This window comes from Streptomyces sp. NPDC002835 (assembly GCF_053591995.1).
In genome coordinates, this window is the sequence record NZ_JBSFUW010000001.1 from 228,281 (window position 1) to 245,185 (window position 16,905).

The following is a 16,905-nucleotide window of genomic DNA, read 5'->3' on the forward strand; positions in this document are numbered from 1 at the left end:
GACGCCCCCGGGGGCTACGCGCTTATGGGGCGCTGGACCCGGATCGACTGGAGCAGCCCGATCGCGATCCACACGGCGAACATCGACGTGCCTCCGTAGGAGACGAACGGCAGCGGCAGGCCGGCGACCGGCATGATGCCGAGGGTCATGCCGATGTTCTCGAAGGACTGGAAGGCGAACCAGGCGATTATCCCGGCGGCCACGATCGTGCCGTACAGCTCGGTCGTCTCGCGTGCGATCCGGCAGGCGCGCCACAGCACCACACCCAGCAGGAAGATGATCAGCCCGGCTCCCAGGAAGCCGAGTTCCTCCCCGGCGACGGTGAAGATGAAGTCGGTCTGCTGCTCGGGCACGAACTGGCCCGTGGTCTGGTGGCCGTTGAACAGGCCCTCGCCGTACAGCCCGCCGGAGCCGATCGCGATCCGCGCCTGGTTGGTGTTGTAGCCGACGCCGGACGGGTCCAGTTCGGGGTTGGCGAAGGCGGCGAAGCGGTTGAGCTGGTACTCGTCGAGCAGTCCGAGCGCGGTGACCGCCACCGCGCCCGCCGCGCCGGCGCCGATGAGGCCGAAGACCCAGCGGTTGGACGCGCCGGAGGCGAGCAGTACGCCGAGGACGATCACCACCATGACCATGACCGAGCCGAGGTCCGGCATCATCATGACGATCACCATCGGAATGACGGCGATCCCCAGCGACTTGGCGACGGTGCGGTGGTCGGGATACGCCTGGTCGCCGGCGTCGACCCGGGCGCCGAGCAGCATCGCCATCCCGAGGATGATCGTGATCTTCACGAACTCGGAGGGCTGCAGGGAGAATCCGCCGCCGAGCTGGATCCATGCGTGCGCCCCGTTGATGGTGGCGCCCAGCGGGGTGAGGACGAGCAGCACGAGCACCACGGACAGCCCGTACAGCACCGGCACCGCGCCGCGCAGGGTGCGGTGCCCGAGCCAGATGGTGCCGATCATCAGCACCACGCCGATGCCGGTGTTGAGCAGGTGCCGGACCAGGAAGTAGTACGGGTCGCCCTGGTTGAGCTCGGTGCGTCCGCGGGTCGCGGACCACACGAGCAGCGCGCCGAGCAGGGACAGCGCGACGGAGGAGAACAGGATCGGCCAGTCGAGCCTGCGCACCACCGAGTCACGGGCGCTGAGCCGGCTCCAGATCCCGCCGCGCTCCGGCCCGTAGCCGGAGACGGAGAAGCCACCGGTGGTCATGGCTCAGTCCCTCCGCGCGGGTGCGCCCGCGAGCAGTTGTTCGGTGTCCTTCGGCTTCGGGGGCACGTAGGGCTTGATCTCCGGGGTCTCGATCGAGCCGTCCGGCAGGATCTTGGGCAGCTTCTTCTGCGGCTTGGGGAGCAGGGCCCTCTTCAGGTCCTGGTTGCCCTCCTTGTCCAGGCCGTACATCGCTTCGTAGATGTTGCGCACCGCGGGTCCGGAGGCGCCGGAGCCGGTGCCGCCCTGGGAGATCGTCATGACGATCGTGTAGTCGTCGGTGTAGGTGGCGAACCACGAGGTGGTCTGCTTGCCGTAGACCTGCGCGGTACCGGTCTTGGCCCGCATCGGGATCTTGTCCTGCGGCCAGCCGCCGAACCTCCAGGAGGCGGTGCCGCCGGGCCCGACGACGGAGCGCAGGCCCTTGTCGAGGTCCTTGATGGTCTGGGCGTCCACGGGCAGCTTGCCGTGGGACTGGGGCTTGATCTCCTCGATCCGCTTGCCGTCGGGGCTGATCACGGCCTTGCCGATGGTGGGGTTGTAGAGGGTGCCGCCGTTGCTGATGGCGGCGTAGGTGGTGGCCAACTGGATGGGCGTGATGAGCACGTCCCCCTGGCCGATGGCGAAGTTGATGCTGTCGAAGGCCTTCAGCTGGTTGCCTTCGAGGCAGTTCTCATAGGCGATCTGCTGGACATAGGTGCCGCCCTTCTTGCCCTGCTTGCACCAGGCGTCCTTGTTCGCCTCCCAGAAGTCCTGCTTCCACTGGCGGTCGGGGACGCGGCCCTTGACCTCGTTCGGCAGGTCGATGCCGGTCTCGGCGCCGAACCCGAAGTCACGGGCGGTCCGGTAGAACCAGTCCTTGGCGTCCTTCTTGGGCTTGAGGCCGCCGTCGCGCTGCCACTCCTCGTGGCCGAGACGGTAGAAGACGGTGTTGCAGGAGTACTTGAGAGCATCGCCGAGAGTGATGGGGCCATGCCCCTGGGACTCGAAGTTGGCGAAGCTCCGGTTGCCCATGCTGTAGGAGCTGCTGCAGTTGTAGAGGTCGTTGAAGGGGTGGCCGGCCCGCACGGCCGCGCTCGCCGAGACCACCTTGAAGACGGAGCCGGCGGGCGCCTGGCCCTGGGTGGCCCGGTTCAGCAGCGGGTGGTTGGACTCCTTGCCGGTGAGCTTGGCGTAGTCCTTGGCGGAGATGCCGCCGACCCATGCGTTGGGGTCGTAGTCGGGCTGGGAGGCCATGGCGACGACCCGGCCGGTCTTGGCCTCCATGACGACGACGGCGCCCGCGTCGGCCTCGTACGGGCGACCGGTGATCTTGTCGGTCTCTTTCCGTACGATCTTCATCGCCTGGTTCAGCTCGTACTCGGCGACGCCCTGGACACGGGCGTCGATGCTCGTCACGAGGTGGGAGCCGGGCACGCCCGGGTCCGCCTCGGTCTGGCCCATGACCCGGCCGAGCTTGTCCACCTCGTAGGACGTGACCCCCGCCTGGCCGCGCAGTTCCTTGTCGTAGTTGCGCTCCAGGCCGCTGCGGCCGACCTGGTCGGAGCGCAGATAGGGCGAGGGGCTGTCCTTGGCCTTCTGGATCTCCTCGTCGGTGACGGGGGACAGATAGCCGAGCACCTGCGCGGTACGGGCCTTGCCGGGGGCCGGGTAGCGGCGGACGGCGGTGGGCTCCGCGGTGATGCCGGGGAAGTGCTCGGCCTGTTCGCGGATCTGCAGCGCCTGCTGGGTGGTGGCCTCGTCGGTGACCGGGATCGGCTGGTACGGGGAGCCGTTCCAGCAGGGCTGGGGCGTCTTGGAGTCGCAGAGCCGGACCTTGTCGATGACGTCCTTCGGCTTCATGCCGAGGACGCCGGCGAGCCGGGTGAGGACGGCCTTTCCGTCGTCCTTCATCTTCATCAGTTCGGTGCGGGAGGCGGAGACCACGAGGCGGGTCTCGTTGTCGGCGAGCGGCACGCCGCGGGCGTCGAGGATCGAGCCCCGGATCGCGGGCTGGACGACCCGCTGCACATGGTTACTCTTCGCCTCGTCGGTGTACTCCTCGCCGTTGCGGATCTGGAGGTACCAGAGCCGGCCGCCGAGGGTGAAGAGGAGGGAGAAGACGAGTACCTGGATGATGACGAGGCGGATCTGGACCCGGGCGGTCCGTCCCGTCTCCGGAATGTTGCTCACGCTGCTGCCCCCTCGGTCACAGTCGCTTGACTCCCTTGATGCGTCCGGCCCGTGCGGCGCGTGTCTTCGCCGCCCTGAGCCGCAGGCCGCCGCGCTGGCTTCCGATGCGCAGTCCCGTGCCGGAGGACAGCCAGCCCGCGGCGACGTCGGTGCCGGCCGGGCTCTGGCTCTCGGCGAGCGGATCGTTGTCGCTGCGTCTGGCGAGCCACATGATCAGCGGGACCGTGAACGGCGCGAGGATCAGGTCGTAGATCACGGCGGTGAACAGCAGGCTCGTCAGGCCCACGTGGCGGGCCGCGTCGTCGCCCACCAGGGCGCCGACCAGTGCGTACAGCAGCGTGGAGCCGACGGCCGCCGCGACGACCACGGCCATGGGGCCGGTGGCCGACCGCAGCGGCTTGCCGTTCTCCGGGCGGACCAGACCGGCGAGATAGCCGATGACGCACAGCACGAGGGCGTAGCGGCCGGCGGCGTGGTCGGCGGGCGGGGCGAGGTCGGCGAGCAGACCGGCGCCGAAGCCGACGAACGCGCCGGCCACATGCCCGTACACCATCGCCAGTCCGAGCACGGTGAGCAGCATCAGGTCGGGTACCGCGCCGGGCAGTTGGAGTCGGGAGAGGACGGAGACCTGGAGGACGAGGGCGACCACGACCAGCGCCGTGGAGAGCAGCATCCGGTTGAAACGCATGACGGATCAGCTCCTACTGGTCGTCGTTCTGGCCTGTGGCGTCGCCGCCGTCACCCGCGCCGGGATCGAGGCCGCCGTCCTGCGGCAGACTGTCGCCCTGCGCCTGGCCGTCGCCCTGTGCCTGTCCTTCGCCCTCCGGCGGGATCGCTCCCGGGGTGACCGTCACGGTGACCGTGGGCGTGGGCTCCGGCGCGACCGGCTTCGACGGCAGGACCGTGTCGCGCGGATCGCTGCGCGGGGCCTGGACGACGACGCCGATGATGTCGAGCTTGCTGAAGCCGACGTACGGCCGCACATACACGTTGCGGGTGAGGTCGCCGCGGGCGGGATCCACGCGGACGACCTCGCCGACCGGGACGCCCGGCACGAAGGGCTTGTTGGCCTGCGAGCCGAAGGTGACGAGCCGGTCGCCCTTCTTGACCTTCGACTTGCCGTTGAGGAGCTGGACCAGCAGCGGCCGGTCGCCCTGGCCGGTCGCGAAGCCCAGTTCGTCGGTCTTCTCCATACGGGTGCCGACGGTGAAGTCGGGGTCGTTGGCGAGCAGCACGGTCGAGGTGCGCGGGCCGACGGTGGTCACCCGGCCGACGAGTCCGTCGTTGTTGATGACGGTCATGTCGCGCCGGATGCCGTCGTCGGAGCCGATGTCGATGGTCACCGTCCAGGAGAAGCCCTGGGCCGCTCCTATGGCGATGACCTCCGCGCCCTTGATGCCGTACTGCCCGGCGGCGGCCGTTCTGATCAGGCCGTCCAGCTGGCGCAGTCTGCTCTCTTTGCGCTCGTCGCTGCCGAGCCGCTGCTTGAGCTGGGCGTTCTCCAGCTGGAGCTGCTTGATGCGGTCGTGGCGGTCACCGGAGTCCCGGACCGCCCCGATCGCGTTGCCGATCGGATCGACGGCCGCCGCGACACCGTTCTCGACGGGGCCGAAGACCGACGCCGCGGCCTGTCGGGCACCGTCGACCGGTGACTCCTCACCGCCGCGGATGTCCACCGTGATCAAGGCGAAAGCGATGGCGATCAGCAGCACCAGGAGCAGCCGGCTCTCCTTTGTGTCCCTCACGTGCGGCGGCCGTGCCTTCCTCGTAGGAATGGTCGTGTCGTGTGGAGCAACGATCCTCCCCCCGCCTCGGCGCGGGGAGGACCCCAAGTGGTGGCCTGCCGACCCCCGTACGGCGCATGGCCGGGCCGTCGGACGGACCGGCCCGACCGGCTAACGACGCGGCTGGGAGTCCAGCACCTGCTGGAGCGCCTCGAATTCCTCGACGCACTTGCCGGACCCGAGCGCCACCGAGTCCAGCGGGTTCTCCGCGATGTGGATCGGCATGCCCGTCTCGCGGCGCAGCCGCTCGTCCAGTCCGCGCAGCAGCGCACCGCCGCCGGTGAGGACGATGCCGCGGTCCATGACGTCGCCGGACAGCTCGGGCGGGCACTTGTCGAGCGTGGTCTTCACCGCGTCGACGATCGCGTTGACCGGCTCCTCGATGGCCTTGCGGACCTCGGCGGCGGAGATGACCACGGTCTTGGGCAGCCCGGACACCAGGTCGCGGCCGCGGATCTCCGTGTGTTCCTCCGTCTCCATCTCGTACGCGGAACCGATGGTGATCTTGATGTTCTCCGCGGTCCGCTCACCGAGGAGGAGCGAGTACTCCTTCTTGATGTGCTGGATGATCGCGTTGTCCAGCTCGTCGCCGGCGACACGGATGGACTGTGCCGTGACGATTCCTCCGAGCGAGATCACGGCGACCTCCGTGGTGCCGCCGCCGATGTCCACGACCATGTTGCCGGTGGCCTCGTGGACGGGGAGTCCGGAGCCGATGGCGGCGGCCATGGGCTCTTCGATGATGTGGACCTGCCGCGCACCCGCCTGCGTCGACGCCTCGATGACCGCGCGGCGCTCGACTCCCGTGATCCCGGAGGGCACGCAGACGACGACACGGGGCCGGGCGAGGTACCGGCGCTTGTGGATCTTCAGGATGAAGTAGCGGAGCATCCGCTCGGTGATCTCGAAGTCGGCGATCACGCCGTCCTTCAGCGGCCGGACGGCAACGATGTTCCCCGGCGTCCGGCCGATCATCTTCTTCGCCTCGGCGCCGACCGCGAGAATGCCGCCCGTGTTGGTGTTGATGGCGACGACGGACGGCTCGTTGAGAACGATCCCCCGGCCTCTGACGTACACCAGCGTGTTGGCGGTCCCGAGGTCAACAGCCATGTCACGGCCGATGAACGACATGTTGTTCCCCATGAGGATGCGTCTGGCCTTCCCAATCGAGCGTTGACGGCTTTTCAGGATGGCGAGGTGGGTGCGTGTGGCGTGGAGGCTTACATCGTAGTGCCGCCTGCAGCGACACCGCGCGGTGGTCCACCTCTTGTTAATGGTGACGATGCGTTGGGGCGATGCGTTCCCGCAATACCCCTGCATATACCGAAGGGCGACCGAAATTCCATCGGTCGCCCCAGGGCAGGGCCCTGTGCGGGCTGTCTGCGGGGATCCGTCCAGTGGCGCCGACCAGTGGGCCCCGGGCCCGGTGGTTAGGGGGAGAGCGCCGTGACCGGGCCCCTTCCGGACCGCGCTGCCGAGAGCCTGCGGCCAGGAAAAGATCGCCCGGAAGGCCCCTCGGCGCGCTTCGGCTGATGCGCTGTCAGGAAAGGCCGGGGAAGAAAAGCTTCAGTTCCCGAATGGCGGACTCCTCGGAGTCCGAAGCGTGGATCAGATTCTCCCGGACGATTGTGCCGAAGTCGCCCCGAATGGACCCGGGAGCGGCCGCGATCGGGTCCGTGGGACCGGCCAGTTGGCGTACGCCCTCAATGACGCGCTCTCCGTCGACGACCATGGCGACGACCGGACCGGAGAGCATGAACTCCACCAGCGGCTCGTAGAACGGCCGGCCGACGTGCTCGCCGTAGTGCTGCTCCAGGGTGGCGCGGTCCAGCTGCCGCAGCTCCAGCGCGGCGATCTTCCAGTCGGCCTTGCGTTCGATGCGGCCGATGACCTCGCCCACGAGTCCGCGACGGACAGCGTCCGGCTTGAGAAGGACGAGGGTGCGCTGAGTCATGGTGTGCGGCTCCTTGCAGGCCAGGAAGTGTGCGGTTGGGGCGAGATTACCGGGTGTGACGCCCGGGGCGTCACCCGCCCCGGGCCCGACGACCGCCCTTGCCGCCTACTCGGCCTCGGCCCCCGCGTCCGCCTGCGCGGCCCACTTCGCCTTCGCCTCGTCGACCTTGCGGCCGAAGTGGACGGAGGCCCACCACAGACCGGCGAAGAGGGCGCCGAGGAAGAACATCGTCGGCACCACGAACCCACTGGCGATCAGCGCGATCTGCAGCGCCCAGCCGAGCTGGATCCCGCCCGGCCGGGTGATCATGCCGCACAGCAGCAGCGACACCAGCATCAGGACGCCGCAGACCGTCCAGACCGCCGTCATCGAGACGTCGTCCGACTTCATGGCGACCAGACCGGCGAAGCCGATCACGAAGAACTCGCCGATCAGGGTCGATGCACAGAGCGTACGCACGTCGATGTCAGCCCTTCCCCAGCAGCAGCCGGGCCTCGCCGACCGTGATCACCGAACCGGTCACCAGCACACCGGCGCCGGCGAACTCGGACTCCTCCTCAGCAAGCGTGATCGCCGCCTCCAGCGCGTCGTCCAGCCGCGGCTCGACGACCACCCGCTCGTCGCCGAAGACCTCCACGGCGACCGCGGCGAGCTCGTCCGCGTCCATCGCGCGGTGGCTCGAATTCTGCGTCACGACGACCTCCGCGAAGATCGGCTCGAACGCCTCCAGGAAGCCGCGGACGTCCTTGTCGTCGCTGGCCCCCACCACGCCGATGAGGCGCGAGAAGCCGAACGACTCCGTGACGCCCGCCGCCGTCGCCCGCGCGCCCGCCGGGTTGTGCGCGGCGTCCAGCACGACGGTGGGACTGCGGCGCACGACCTCGAGCCGGCCGGGCGTCGACACGGCGGCGAACGCCTTGCGGACCGTGTCCACGTCCAGAGTGCGGGACTCCCCCGCGCCCACACCGAAGAACGCCTCCACCGCGGCGAGCGCCACCGCGGCGTTGTGCGCCTGGTGCGCGCCGTACAGCGGGAGGAAGATCTGGTCGTACTCTCCGCCCAGGCCGCGCAGCGTCAGGAGCTGCCCGCCGACCGCGATCTCGCGCGCGGCGACGCCGAACTCCATGCCCTCGCGGGCGACCGTCGCGTCGACCTCGACGGCCTTCTTCAGCATGACCTGCGCCGCGTCCACCGGCTGCTGCGCCAGTACGACCGTCGCACCCTGCTTGATGATCCCGGCCTTCTCCACCGCGATCTCGGCGGGCGTGGAGCCCAGCCGGTCGGTGTGGTCGAGGTCGATGGGGGTGACCACGGCGACCGAGCCGTCGATCACGTTCGTCGCGTCCCAGCTGCCGCCCATGCCGACCTCGACGACGGCCACGTCCACCGGCGCGTCGGCGAATGCGGCGTACGCCATGCCGGTGAGCACCTCGAAGAAGGAGAGCCGATAGTCCTGGCTCGCGTCGACCATCTCCACGTACGGCTTGATGTCCTGGTACGTCTCGATGAACCGCTCGGCGGACACGGGCGCGCCGTCCAGGCTGATCCGCTCGGTGACCGACTGCACGTGCGGCGAGGTGTACCGGCCGGTGCGCAGTTCGAACGCGGAGAGCAGGGCCTCGATCATCCGGGCCGTGGACGTCTTGCCGTTCGTGCCCGTGATGTGGATCGACGGGTACGCCCGCTGGGGCTCGCCCAGCACGTCCATCAGCGCCTCGATCCGGGCGACGGAGGGCTCCAGCTTGGTCTCGCCCCAGCGCGTCGCCAGATCGGCCTCGACCTCCCGGAGCGCCTTGTCCACCTCCGGGTCCGCGGGCCGGGCGGGCACATGGTCGGCCTGCGGCATCCCGGCCTGTGCGCGCAGCGTGCGGCTGCCGGCCTCGATCACCGCCAGGTCGGGGTCGCGGTCGGTCTCTGCGTCGACGATCTTGTCGAAGGTGTCGGACGCGGCGGACTCGTCCTGGTCGTCCTGCTCGTCGAAGGCGTCGGACTCGTCGAAGGGATCGGGGTGCTCGCTCACGGGTCCAGTCTACGGACGGGCACCGACAGAAAAGGCCGAGGCCCCGGGGAGTCCCCCGGGGCCCCGGCCGCAGCCGTCCGTCAGCTCTCGGGCAGGCTGCCGAGCTGGCTGTCGATCCGCGCGATGTCCTTCTCGGCCTTGGCGAGCCGGGTCCGGATCTTGTCGACCACCTGGTCCGGGGCCTTGGCGAGGAACGCCTCGTTGCCGAGCTTGGCGGTCGCCTGCGCGACCTCCTTCTGCGCCGCGCCCAGGTCCTTCGTCAGCCGCTTGCGCTCCGCCTCGACGTCGATCGTGCCCGACAGGTCGAGCGCCACGGTCGCACCGGCGACCGGGAGGGAAGCGGTGGCGTGGAAGCCCTCGCCCTCCGGCTGCAGACGCAGCAGCTGACGGATCGCGGCCTCGTGCGGCGCGAGCGCCGTGCCGTCCAGCATGAGCCTGGCCGGGACCTTCTGGCCGGGCTGCAGACCCTGGTCGCTGCGGAACCGGCGGACCTCGGTGACGACCTGCTGGACGAGCTCGATCTCCCGCTCCGCGGCCTCGTCACGGAAACCACTGTCGGCCGGCCAGTCGGCGACGACCAGCGACTCCCCGCCGGTCAGCGTCGTCCACAGCGTGTCGGTGACGAAGGGGACGACCGGGTGCAGCAGTCGCAGCATCACGTCCAGGACCTCGCCGAGGACCCGGCCGGACACCTTCGCCTGCTCGCCGCCCGCGAAGAAGGTCGTCTTGGACAGCTCGACGTACCAGTCGAAGACCTCGTCCCAGGCGAAGTGGAACAGCGTCTCCGAGAGCTTCGCGAACTGGTAGTCCTCGTAGTACGCGTCGACCTCGGCGACCGTCGTGTTCAGCCGCGACAGGATCCAGCGGTCGGTGGACGACATCTCCTCGGGCGTGGGCAGCGGGCCCTCGACCGTGGCGCCGTTCATCAGCGCGAAGCGGGTGGCGTTCCAGATCTTGTTCGCGAAGTTCCGCGAGCCCTGGACCCAGTCCTCGCCGATCGGGACGTCGACGCCCGGGTTGGCACCGCGCGCGAGCGTGAACCGCAGCGCGTCGGAGCCGTACTTGTCCATCCAGTCCAGCGGGTTGACCGCGTTGCCGAAGGACTTGGACATCTTCTTGCCGAACTGGTCGCGGACCATGCCGTGCAGGGCGATGGTGTGGAACGGCGGGGTGCCGTCCATCGCGTACAGGCCGAACATCATCATCCGGGCGACCCAGAAGAAGAGGATGTCGTAGCCGGTGACCAGGACGGAGTTCGGATAGAACTTCGCGAGGCTCTCGGTCTGCTCGGGCCAGCCGAGCGTGGAGAACGGCCACAGGCCGGAGGAGAACCAGGTGTCGAGGACATCGGTCTCCTGGTGCCAGCCCTCGCCCGTCGGCGGCTGCTCGTCGGGGCCGACGCAGACGGTCTCGCCGTTCGGGCCGTACCAGACCGGGATGCGGTGGCCCCACCACAGCTGGCGCGAGATGCACCAGTCGTGGAGGTTGTCGACCCAGTCGAAGTACCGCTTCTCCATCTCCTGCGGGTGGATCTTGACCCGGCCGTCGCGGACGGCGTCGCCGGCGGCCTTCGCCAGCGGACCGACCTTGACCCACCACTGCATGGAAAGACGCGGCTCGATGGTGGTCTTGCAGCGAGAGCAGTGGCCGACGGAGTGGACGTACGGGCGCTTCTCGGCGACGATCCGGCCCTCGGCGCGCAGGGCGCCGACGATGGCGCTGCGCGCCTCCAGCCGGTCCAGCCCTTCGAACGGGCCCGGGACGGTGATGACGGCGCGCTCGTCCATGACCGCGAGCGACGGCAGGTTGTGCCGCTGCCCGATCTCGAAGTCGTTCGGGTCGTGGGCGGGCGTCACCTTGACGGCGCCGGTCCCGAACTCGGGGTCGACGTGCGTGTCCGCGACGACCGGGATCGTACGGTCCGTCAGCGGCAGCCTGATCCGCTTGCCGACCAGGTGCCGGTAGCGCTCGTCGTCGGGGTGGACGGCGACGGCGGTGTCACCGAGCATCGTCTCGGCGCGAGTTGTGGCGACGACGATGGTCTCGTCGCCCTCGCCGTACGTCATGGAGACGAGCTCGCCGTCGTCGTCCTGGTACTCGACCTCGATGTCGGAGATGGCGGTCAGACAGCGGGGGCACCAGTTGATGATGCGCTCGGCGCGGTAGATCAGTTCGTCGTCGTAGAGCTTCTTGAAGATGGTCTGGACGGCCTGGGAGAGCCCCTCGTCCATGGTGAAGCGCTCGCGCGACCAGGCGACGCCGTCGCCGAGGCGGCGCATCTGGCCCGAGATCTGGCCGCCGGACTCGCCCTTCCACTGCCAGACCCGCTCGATGAACGCCTCACGGCCCAGATCGTGGCGGGACTTGCCCTCCTTGCCGAGCTCGCGCTCGACGACGTTCTGGGTGGCGATACCGGCGTGGTCCATGCCGGGCTGCCACAGCGTCTCGTAACCCTGCATCCGCTTGCGGCGGGTGAGGGCGTCGATCAGCGTGTGCTCGAAGGCGTGGCCCAGGTGGAGGCTGCCCGTGACGTTCGGCGGCGGGATGACGACCGTGAACGGAGGCTTGTCGCTCTTCGCGTCGGCCTCGAAGTAACCCCGTTCTACCCAGCGCTCGTACAGCGGCCTCTCCACCTCGGCCGGCGCGTACTGGGTCGGCAGTTCGGAAGGGGGCGCTGTCTGCTGCTGAGTCTTCTCGGTCACCCGGCCAGTTTAGAGGTGTCACAGTGCCGTACTGAAACCCGATTCTTCCGTAACGGTGTGGGCCCCGCCGCCCACCTGGACGCGGCCTTGGGACAGGATGTTCGCAACACGTAAACATCACGAGGGGACCACCCGTAATGAGCTACAACCAGCCGGGCCCGTACGGCGGGCAGCAGCCGCAGCAGCCCGGACCGTACGGCCAGCCGGGGCCCTACGGCCAGCAGCCGCAGGCCCCGCAGCCCGGTTACGGGTACCCGCAGCAGGCCCCGCAGGGCGTGCCGCCGCAGCAGCAGCCGTACGGCTACCCGCAGCAGCCCGGCCAGCCCGCCCCGTACGGCCAGCAGCCCCAGTACGGCGCGCAGCCGCAGTACGGCCAGGTCCCGCCGCCCCCGCCCGGCGCGCCGAAGAAGAAGACCGGGCTGATCGTCACAGCCGCAGTCGTCGCGGTCGCCGTCGTCGCCGGCGGTGTGTGGTGGTTCGCGGGCGGCGGCGGCAGCGACGTCGCCGACGACGGGCCGCACAAGCTGACGACACCGGCGACGGTGCTGGGCGAGTACAAGAAGAAGGACTCCAGCAGCAACTCCTCCGACGAGGACATGAAGAACGCCGAGCAGTGGGGCGTGAAGGGCGCCAAGCAGGTCAACGCGAACTACCAGGCGGGGGACAAGGAAAACCCGTTCACGCAGAAGATGCTGACCTTCGGCGGCGCCTACGGCGAGATCGAGAACCCGGAGGCTGTGGTCGACGCATTCTTCGCCTTCACGAAGCAGGAGGCGGAGAAGGAGGACGACAAGGAGGTGACGCTCGTGGGCAGCCCCAAGGAGTACAAGCCTGCCGAGCTCGACGGCGCGGTTCTGAAGTGCCAGGAAGCCAAGATGGATCTCAGTGGCTCCTCCTCCGGCGCGACCGCCGGTCCGAAGGAGATGTCGATGACCATGTGCGTGTGGAGCGACTACAGCACCATGGGCATGGTCATGCCCATGGATGTCGCGTCCATGGCGTCCGGCAAGGCCATTGCTCCGGAGGAGGCGGCGGCCACCACCGCCAAGCTCCGCAAGGAAGTTCGCGTCAAGCTCTGACCCGCAGAGGTCGCGACGGAAGGGCGCCCGGGGCCACCCGGCGCCCTTCGGCCTGCTGGGGGCCAGGCCGCCAGGACTTTGTCGAACACAAGCAGGGAACGGCCGCTCCGCCCCACATCGGCCGCCATCCGAGGAGGACTGGAATGAGCTACAACCAGCCGGGCCCGTACGGCGGGCAGCAGCCGCAGCAGCCCGGACCGTACGGCCAGCCGGGGCCCTACGGCCAGCAGCCGCAGGGCCAGCCGGGCCCTTACGGCCAGCAGCCGCAGACCCCGCAGCCCGGTTACGGGTACCCGCAGCAGGCCCCGCAGGGCGTGCCGCCGCAGCAGCAGCAGCCGTACGGCTACCCGCAGCAGCCCGGCCAGCCCGCCCCGTACGGCCAGCAGCCCCAGTACGGCGCGCAGCAGCCGGGCGGCTACCCGCCCCCGCCGCCGGCCCAGGGCGGTGGCGGCAAGAAGACCGGCCTGATCATCGGCGCCGTGGTCGTGGCCCTGGCAGTCATCGGCGGCGGCGGTTACCTCCTGCTGGGCGGCGGTGGCGGCCTGGAGGACGACGGTGCGCACAAGCTGACGGCGCCGGCGACCATCATCGGCGGCGAGTACAAGCGCGCCGTCAAGGACGAGCCGAAGCCGCAGCCGGCGGACAAGGACAGCAAGGCGGTCCTGGCCGCCGGCGGGGTCACCGACCCCATGTCGATCGCCAGCACCTACTCGACCATCGATCTGACCGGCATCACCCCCGGCGACCCGGAGGCTGCCGAGAAGGTGTCGAAGGCGAAGAACATCGTCTTCATCGGCGTCTACGGCAAGATCGAGGACCCGGAGAAGGTTCTCGACGCCACGATGGCCGAATTCAAGAAGAACACCAAGGGTTCCGATACGAAGCTGATCGGGGACCCCAAGGAGGTCGAACCCGACGGTCTGGACGGTGCTCTGATGAAGTGCCAGCAGGCCGAGAGCAAGAACAAGCTCACTGGGGTCGTGCAGAACACGCACATGTGTCTCTGGGCGGACTACAGCACGATCGGCATCGTCGAGCCGATCCAGGGTGCGGCCGGCACCTCGCTCGACGAGGCGGCGAAGCTCGCTGCCGACGTCCGCAACGACGTCCGCGTCAAGGCGTAACACCGCCCGTCACGCGTAAGGGGGCGCCCGGTCGATGACCGGGCGCCCCTTACGTGTTCACGCGGTGAGCGCTACGCGCTCTTCTCGTGGCGGCCGTTGCCGTCGTCCTTGACGATGCGCGGGACCAGCGTCGGGTTGACGTTGTTGCGGACGACGTCGCGGGTGATGACGACGCGGGCAACGTCCTTGCGGGACGGGACCTCGTACATCACCGACTGGAGGACCTCCTCCATGATGGCGCGCAGGCCGCGCGCGCCGGTGCCGCGGAGGATGGCCTGGTCGGCGATGGCCTCCAGGGCCGGGAGGTCGAAGTCCAGCTCGACGCCGTCGAGTTCGAACAGCCGCTGGTACTGCTTGACCAGCGCGTTGCGCGGCTCGACGAGGATCTTGAGGAGGGCCTCGCGGTCCAGGTTGTGGACCGAGGTGATGACGGGGAGGCGGCCGATGAACTCGGGGATCATGCCGAACTTGACCAGATCCTCCGGCATGACCTCCTGGAACTGGTCGCTCGCCTCGATCTCGCGCTTGGAGCGGATCGTCGCGCCGAAGCCGATGCCCTTCGCTCCTGCGCGCGACTCGATGATCTTCTCGAGGCCGGCGAAGGCGCCGCCCACGATGAAGAGCACGTTCGTCGTGTCGATCTGGATGAACTCCTGGTGCGGGTGCTTTCGGCCGCCCTGCGGGGGCACCGAGGCGGTGGTGCCCTCAAGGATCTTGAGGAGCGCCTGCTGGACGCCCTCGCCGGAGACGTCCCGGGTGATCGACGGGTTCTCGCTCTTGCGGGCGACCTTGTCGATCTCGTCGATGTAGATGATCCCCGTCTCGGCCTTCTTGACGTCGTAGTCGGCCGCCTGGATCAGCTTGAGCAGGATGTTCTCGACGTCCTCGCCGACGTAGCCGGCCTCCGTGAGCGCCGTCGCGTCCGCGATGGCGAACGGGACGTTCAGCATGCGGGCGAGGGTCTGCGCGAGGAGCGTCTTGCCGGAGCCCGTGGGGCCCAGCAGAAGGATGTTGGACTTGGCGAGCTCGATCGCGTCGTCCCGGCCCTGCGCTCCGCCGTTCTCGCCGGCCTGGACGCGCTTGTAGTGGTTGTACACCGCGACCGAGAGGGCCTTCTTCGCGGGCTCCTGCCCGACGACGTACCCCTCGAGGAACTCACAGATCTCGCGCGGCTTGGGGAGCTCCTCCCACCGCACCTCGGAGGTCTCGGCGAGCTCCTCCTCGATGATCTCGTTGCAGAGGTCGATGCACTCGTCGCAGATGTACACCCCGGGGCCTGCGATGAGCTTCTTCACCTGCTTCTGGCTCTTTCCGCAGAACGAGCACTTGAGCAGGTCGCCGCCATCACCGATGCGTGCCACGAGGTGCTTCCCCAATCGCCTGGGAGCGGCTTGGTTCAGCCGGCTCCTGGTGCCTCATATTCGACGGTACCTTGCCGAGCCCTCGGTTCGGGCCCCCCTTGGCGCGGTTCACACATTGTCGTGTACCGCGCCAAGGGCCGTCGTACGTCAGGCGGCCGCTCCGGCCGTGCTCTTACGGGTCGAGACGATCTGGTCCACGAGGCCGTACGCGAGCGCGCCGTCGGCCGTGAGGATCTTGTCGCGCTCGATGTCGTCCCGGATCTTCTCCAGCGGCGTGGTGGAGTGCTTCGCCAGCATCTCCTCCAGCTGCTCACGCATCCGCAGGATCTCGTTGGCCGCGATCTCCAGGTCGGAGAGCTGCTCGCGGCCGGTCTGCGAGGACGGCTGGTGGATCAGGACGCGGGCGTGCGGCAGGGCCATCCGCTTGCCGGGCGTGCCGGCGGCGAGCAGCACGGCCGCGGCGGACGCCGCCTGGCCCATGCAGACCGTCTGGATGTCCGGCTTCACGAACTGCATCGTGTCGTAGATCGCCGTCAGCGCGGTGAAGGAGCCACCGGGGCTGTTGATGTAGATCGAGATGTCGCGGTCCGGGTCCATCGACTCCAGGCACAGCAGCTGCGCCATGACGTCGTTCGCGGACGCGTCGTCGATCTGCACGCCGAGGAAGATCACGCGCTCCTCGAAGAGCTTCGCGTACGGGTCGTACTCGCGCACGCCCTGCGAGGTGCGCTCGACGAAGCGCGGGACGACGTAGCGGCTGTCCGGCTGCGGGCCGGTGTAGAGGCCGCTCGCGGAGAAGTTGCTCATGTGGGTGTTCACCATCCTGGTGGCGTTCTGCGGGCTCGGGAGGGGGTCGGTGCGGTGCGGCTCAGGCGCCGGTGCCGCCACCGCCCGGGACGCCCGAGGCGGCGGAGATGATCTCGTCGATGAGGCCGTAGTCCTTGGCCTCTTCGGAGGTGAACCAGCGGTCGCGGTCGCCGTCGCGGATGATCGTCTCGACGGTCTGGCCGGAGTGCTGGGCGGTGATCTCCGCCATGCGCTTCTTCGTGCGGAGCAGGTACTCGGCCTGGATCTTGATGTCCGAGGCGGTGCCGCCGAGGCCGGCCGAACCCTGGTGCATGAGGATGTCGGTGTTCGGCAGCGCGAACCGCTTGCCGACCGCACCGCCGGTCAGCAGGAACTGGCCCATGGAGGCGGCCATGCCCATGCCGATCGTCACCACGTCGTTCGGGATGTACTGCATGGTGTCGTAGACCGCCATGCCGGCCGTCACCGAACCGCCGGGGCTGTTGATGTAGAGGTAGATGTCCTTGTCCGGGTCGGCGGCGAGGAGCAGCATCTGCGCGGTGATCTTGTTGGCGATGTCGTCGTCGACCTGCTGGCCCAGGAAGATGATGCGTTCGCCGAGCAGCCGGCTGTAGACCTGGTCGCCGAGGCCACCACCGATGGAGGGCTCGCCGGCGGCTGTAGGCATCAGATTCGTCACGTATTCCACCTG

General features: G+C 69.0%; 14 protein-coding genes. 2 read left to right on the forward strand and 12 right to left on the reverse strand.

Features of this window, described 5'->3' with window-relative positions; translation table 11 throughout:
* Window positions 1–14 precede the first annotated feature (14 nt).
* The 9 genes from rodA to ACWD01_RS01100 all read right to left on the reverse strand — a co-directional run bounded on the left by rodA (window position 15) and on the right by ACWD01_RS01100 (window position 11,843).
* Window positions 15–1,214, reverse strand: coding sequence for a rod shape-determining protein RodA (rodA, locus tag ACWD01_RS01060; protein ID WP_451156749.1), 1,200 nt, complete (start codon window positions 1,212–1,214; stop codon window positions 15–17).
* 3 nt (window positions 1,215–1,217) lie between these two features.
* On the reverse strand, window positions 1,218–3,383 hold the full coding sequence (mrdA, locus tag ACWD01_RS01065; RefSeq protein ID WP_451156751.1) for a penicillin-binding protein 2: 2,166 nt from the start codon (window positions 3,381–3,383) through the stop codon (window positions 1,218–1,220).
* A 16-nt stretch (window positions 3,384–3,399) separates the two neighbouring features.
* Complete coding sequence (gene mreD / locus ACWD01_RS01070) at window positions 3,400–4,071, reverse strand: rod shape-determining protein MreD (RefSeq protein WP_451156753.1); 672 nt, start codon at window positions 4,069–4,071, stop codon at window positions 3,400–3,402.
* A gap of 13 nt (window positions 4,072–4,084) precedes the next feature.
* Window positions 4,085–5,128, reverse strand: coding sequence for a rod shape-determining protein MreC (gene mreC, locus ACWD01_RS01075; RefSeq protein ID WP_451156755.1), 1,044 nt, complete (start codon window positions 5,126–5,128; stop codon window positions 4,085–4,087).
* A 150-nt stretch (window positions 5,129–5,278) separates the two neighbouring features.
* The gene (locus tag ACWD01_RS01080; RefSeq protein WP_451157339.1) at window positions 5,279–6,298 is read right to left on the reverse strand and encodes a rod shape-determining protein; all 1,020 of its coding nucleotides are present in this window, start codon (window positions 6,296–6,298) and stop codon (window positions 5,279–5,281) included.
* Between the two features lie 409 nt (window positions 6,299–6,707).
* Complete coding sequence (ndk, locus tag ACWD01_RS01085; RefSeq protein WP_451156757.1) at window positions 6,708–7,121, reverse strand: nucleoside-diphosphate kinase; 414 nt, start codon at window positions 7,119–7,121, stop codon at window positions 6,708–6,710.
* 105 nt (window positions 7,122–7,226) lie between these two features.
* The gene (locus ACWD01_RS01090) at window positions 7,227–7,580 is read right to left on the reverse strand and encodes a DUF4233 domain-containing protein (protein ID WP_451156759.1); all 354 of its coding nucleotides are present in this window, start codon (window positions 7,578–7,580) and stop codon (window positions 7,227–7,229) included.
* 7 nt (window positions 7,581–7,587) lie between these two features.
* Window positions 7,588–9,141 (reverse strand): bifunctional tetrahydrofolate synthase/dihydrofolate synthase, encoded by a 1,554-nt coding sequence (folC, locus tag ACWD01_RS01095; protein ID WP_451156761.1) that lies wholly within the window; start codon window positions 9,139–9,141, stop codon window positions 7,588–7,590.
* 80 nt (window positions 9,142–9,221) lie between these two features.
* On the reverse strand, window positions 9,222–11,843 hold the full coding sequence (locus tag ACWD01_RS01100; RefSeq protein WP_451156763.1) for a valine--tRNA ligase: 2,622 nt from the start codon (window positions 11,841–11,843) through the stop codon (window positions 9,222–9,224).
* Between the two features lie 137 nt (window positions 11,844–11,980).
* Here ACWD01_RS01100 and ACWD01_RS01105 point away from each other — a divergent pair, with 137 nt between their 5' ends.
* Window positions 11,981–12,922: a hypothetical protein gene (locus ACWD01_RS01105; protein ID WP_451156765.1), complete on the forward strand. Its 942-nt coding sequence runs from the start codon at window positions 11,981–11,983 to the stop codon at window positions 12,920–12,922.
* A gap of 143 nt (window positions 12,923–13,065) precedes the next feature.
* On the forward strand, window positions 13,066–14,046 hold the full coding sequence (locus tag ACWD01_RS01110) for a hypothetical protein (protein ID WP_451156767.1): 981 nt from the start codon (window positions 13,066–13,068) through the stop codon (window positions 14,044–14,046).
* Window positions 14,047–14,117: 71 nt separating this feature from the next.
* Here ACWD01_RS01110 and clpX read toward each other — a convergent pair whose 3' ends face one another.
* The 3 genes from clpX to ACWD01_RS01125 form a co-directional block, all read right to left on the reverse strand.
* Window positions 14,118–15,407, reverse strand: a complete 1,290-nt coding sequence (clpX, locus tag ACWD01_RS01115) for an ATP-dependent Clp protease ATP-binding subunit ClpX (protein ID WP_356889808.1) — start codon at window positions 15,405–15,407, stop codon at window positions 14,118–14,120.
* A gap of 147 nt (window positions 15,408–15,554) precedes the next feature.
* Window positions 15,555–16,229: an ATP-dependent Clp protease proteolytic subunit gene (locus ACWD01_RS01120; RefSeq protein WP_451156769.1), complete on the reverse strand. Its 675-nt coding sequence runs from the start codon at window positions 16,227–16,229 to the stop codon at window positions 15,555–15,557.
* Between the two features lie 46 nt (window positions 16,230–16,275).
* Window positions 16,276–16,881, reverse strand: coding sequence for an ATP-dependent Clp protease proteolytic subunit (locus ACWD01_RS01125; RefSeq protein WP_451157341.1), 606 nt, complete (start codon window positions 16,879–16,881; stop codon window positions 16,276–16,278).
* Window positions 16,882–16,905: the final 24 nt, after the last annotated feature.

Bases quoted from the DNA above. Each gene is read 5' to 3' on its own strand.
- ACWD01_RS01110 (WP_451156767.1), top strand. From the start codon at position 13,066: ATGAGCTACAACCAGCCGGGCCCGTACGGCGGGCAGCAGCCGCAGCAG.
- ACWD01_RS01105 (WP_451156765.1), top strand. From the start codon at position 11,981: ATGAGCTACAACCAGCCGGGCCCGTACGGCGGGCAGCAGCCGCAGCAG.
- mreD (WP_451156753.1), bottom strand. From the start codon at position 4,071: ATGCGTTTCAACCGGATGCTGCTCTCCACGGCGCTGGTCGTGGTCGCC.
- rodA (WP_451156749.1), bottom strand. From the start codon at position 1,214: ATGACCACCGGTGGCTTCTCCGTCTCCGGCTACGGGCCGGAGCGCGGC.
- ACWD01_RS01125 (WP_451157341.1), bottom strand. From the start codon at position 16,881: ATGCCTACAGCCGCCGGCGAGCCCTCCATCGGTGGTGGCCTCGGCGAC.
- ACWD01_RS01080 (WP_451157339.1), bottom strand. From the start codon at position 6,298: ATGTCGTTCATCGGCCGTGACATGGCTGTTGACCTCGGGACCGCCAAC.
- ndk (WP_451156757.1), bottom strand. From the start codon at position 7,121: ATGACTCAGCGCACCCTCGTCCTTCTCAAGCCGGACGCTGTCCGTCGC.
- ACWD01_RS01120 (WP_451156769.1), bottom strand. From the start codon at position 16,229: ATGGTGAACACCCACATGAGCAACTTCTCCGCGAGCGGCCTCTACACC.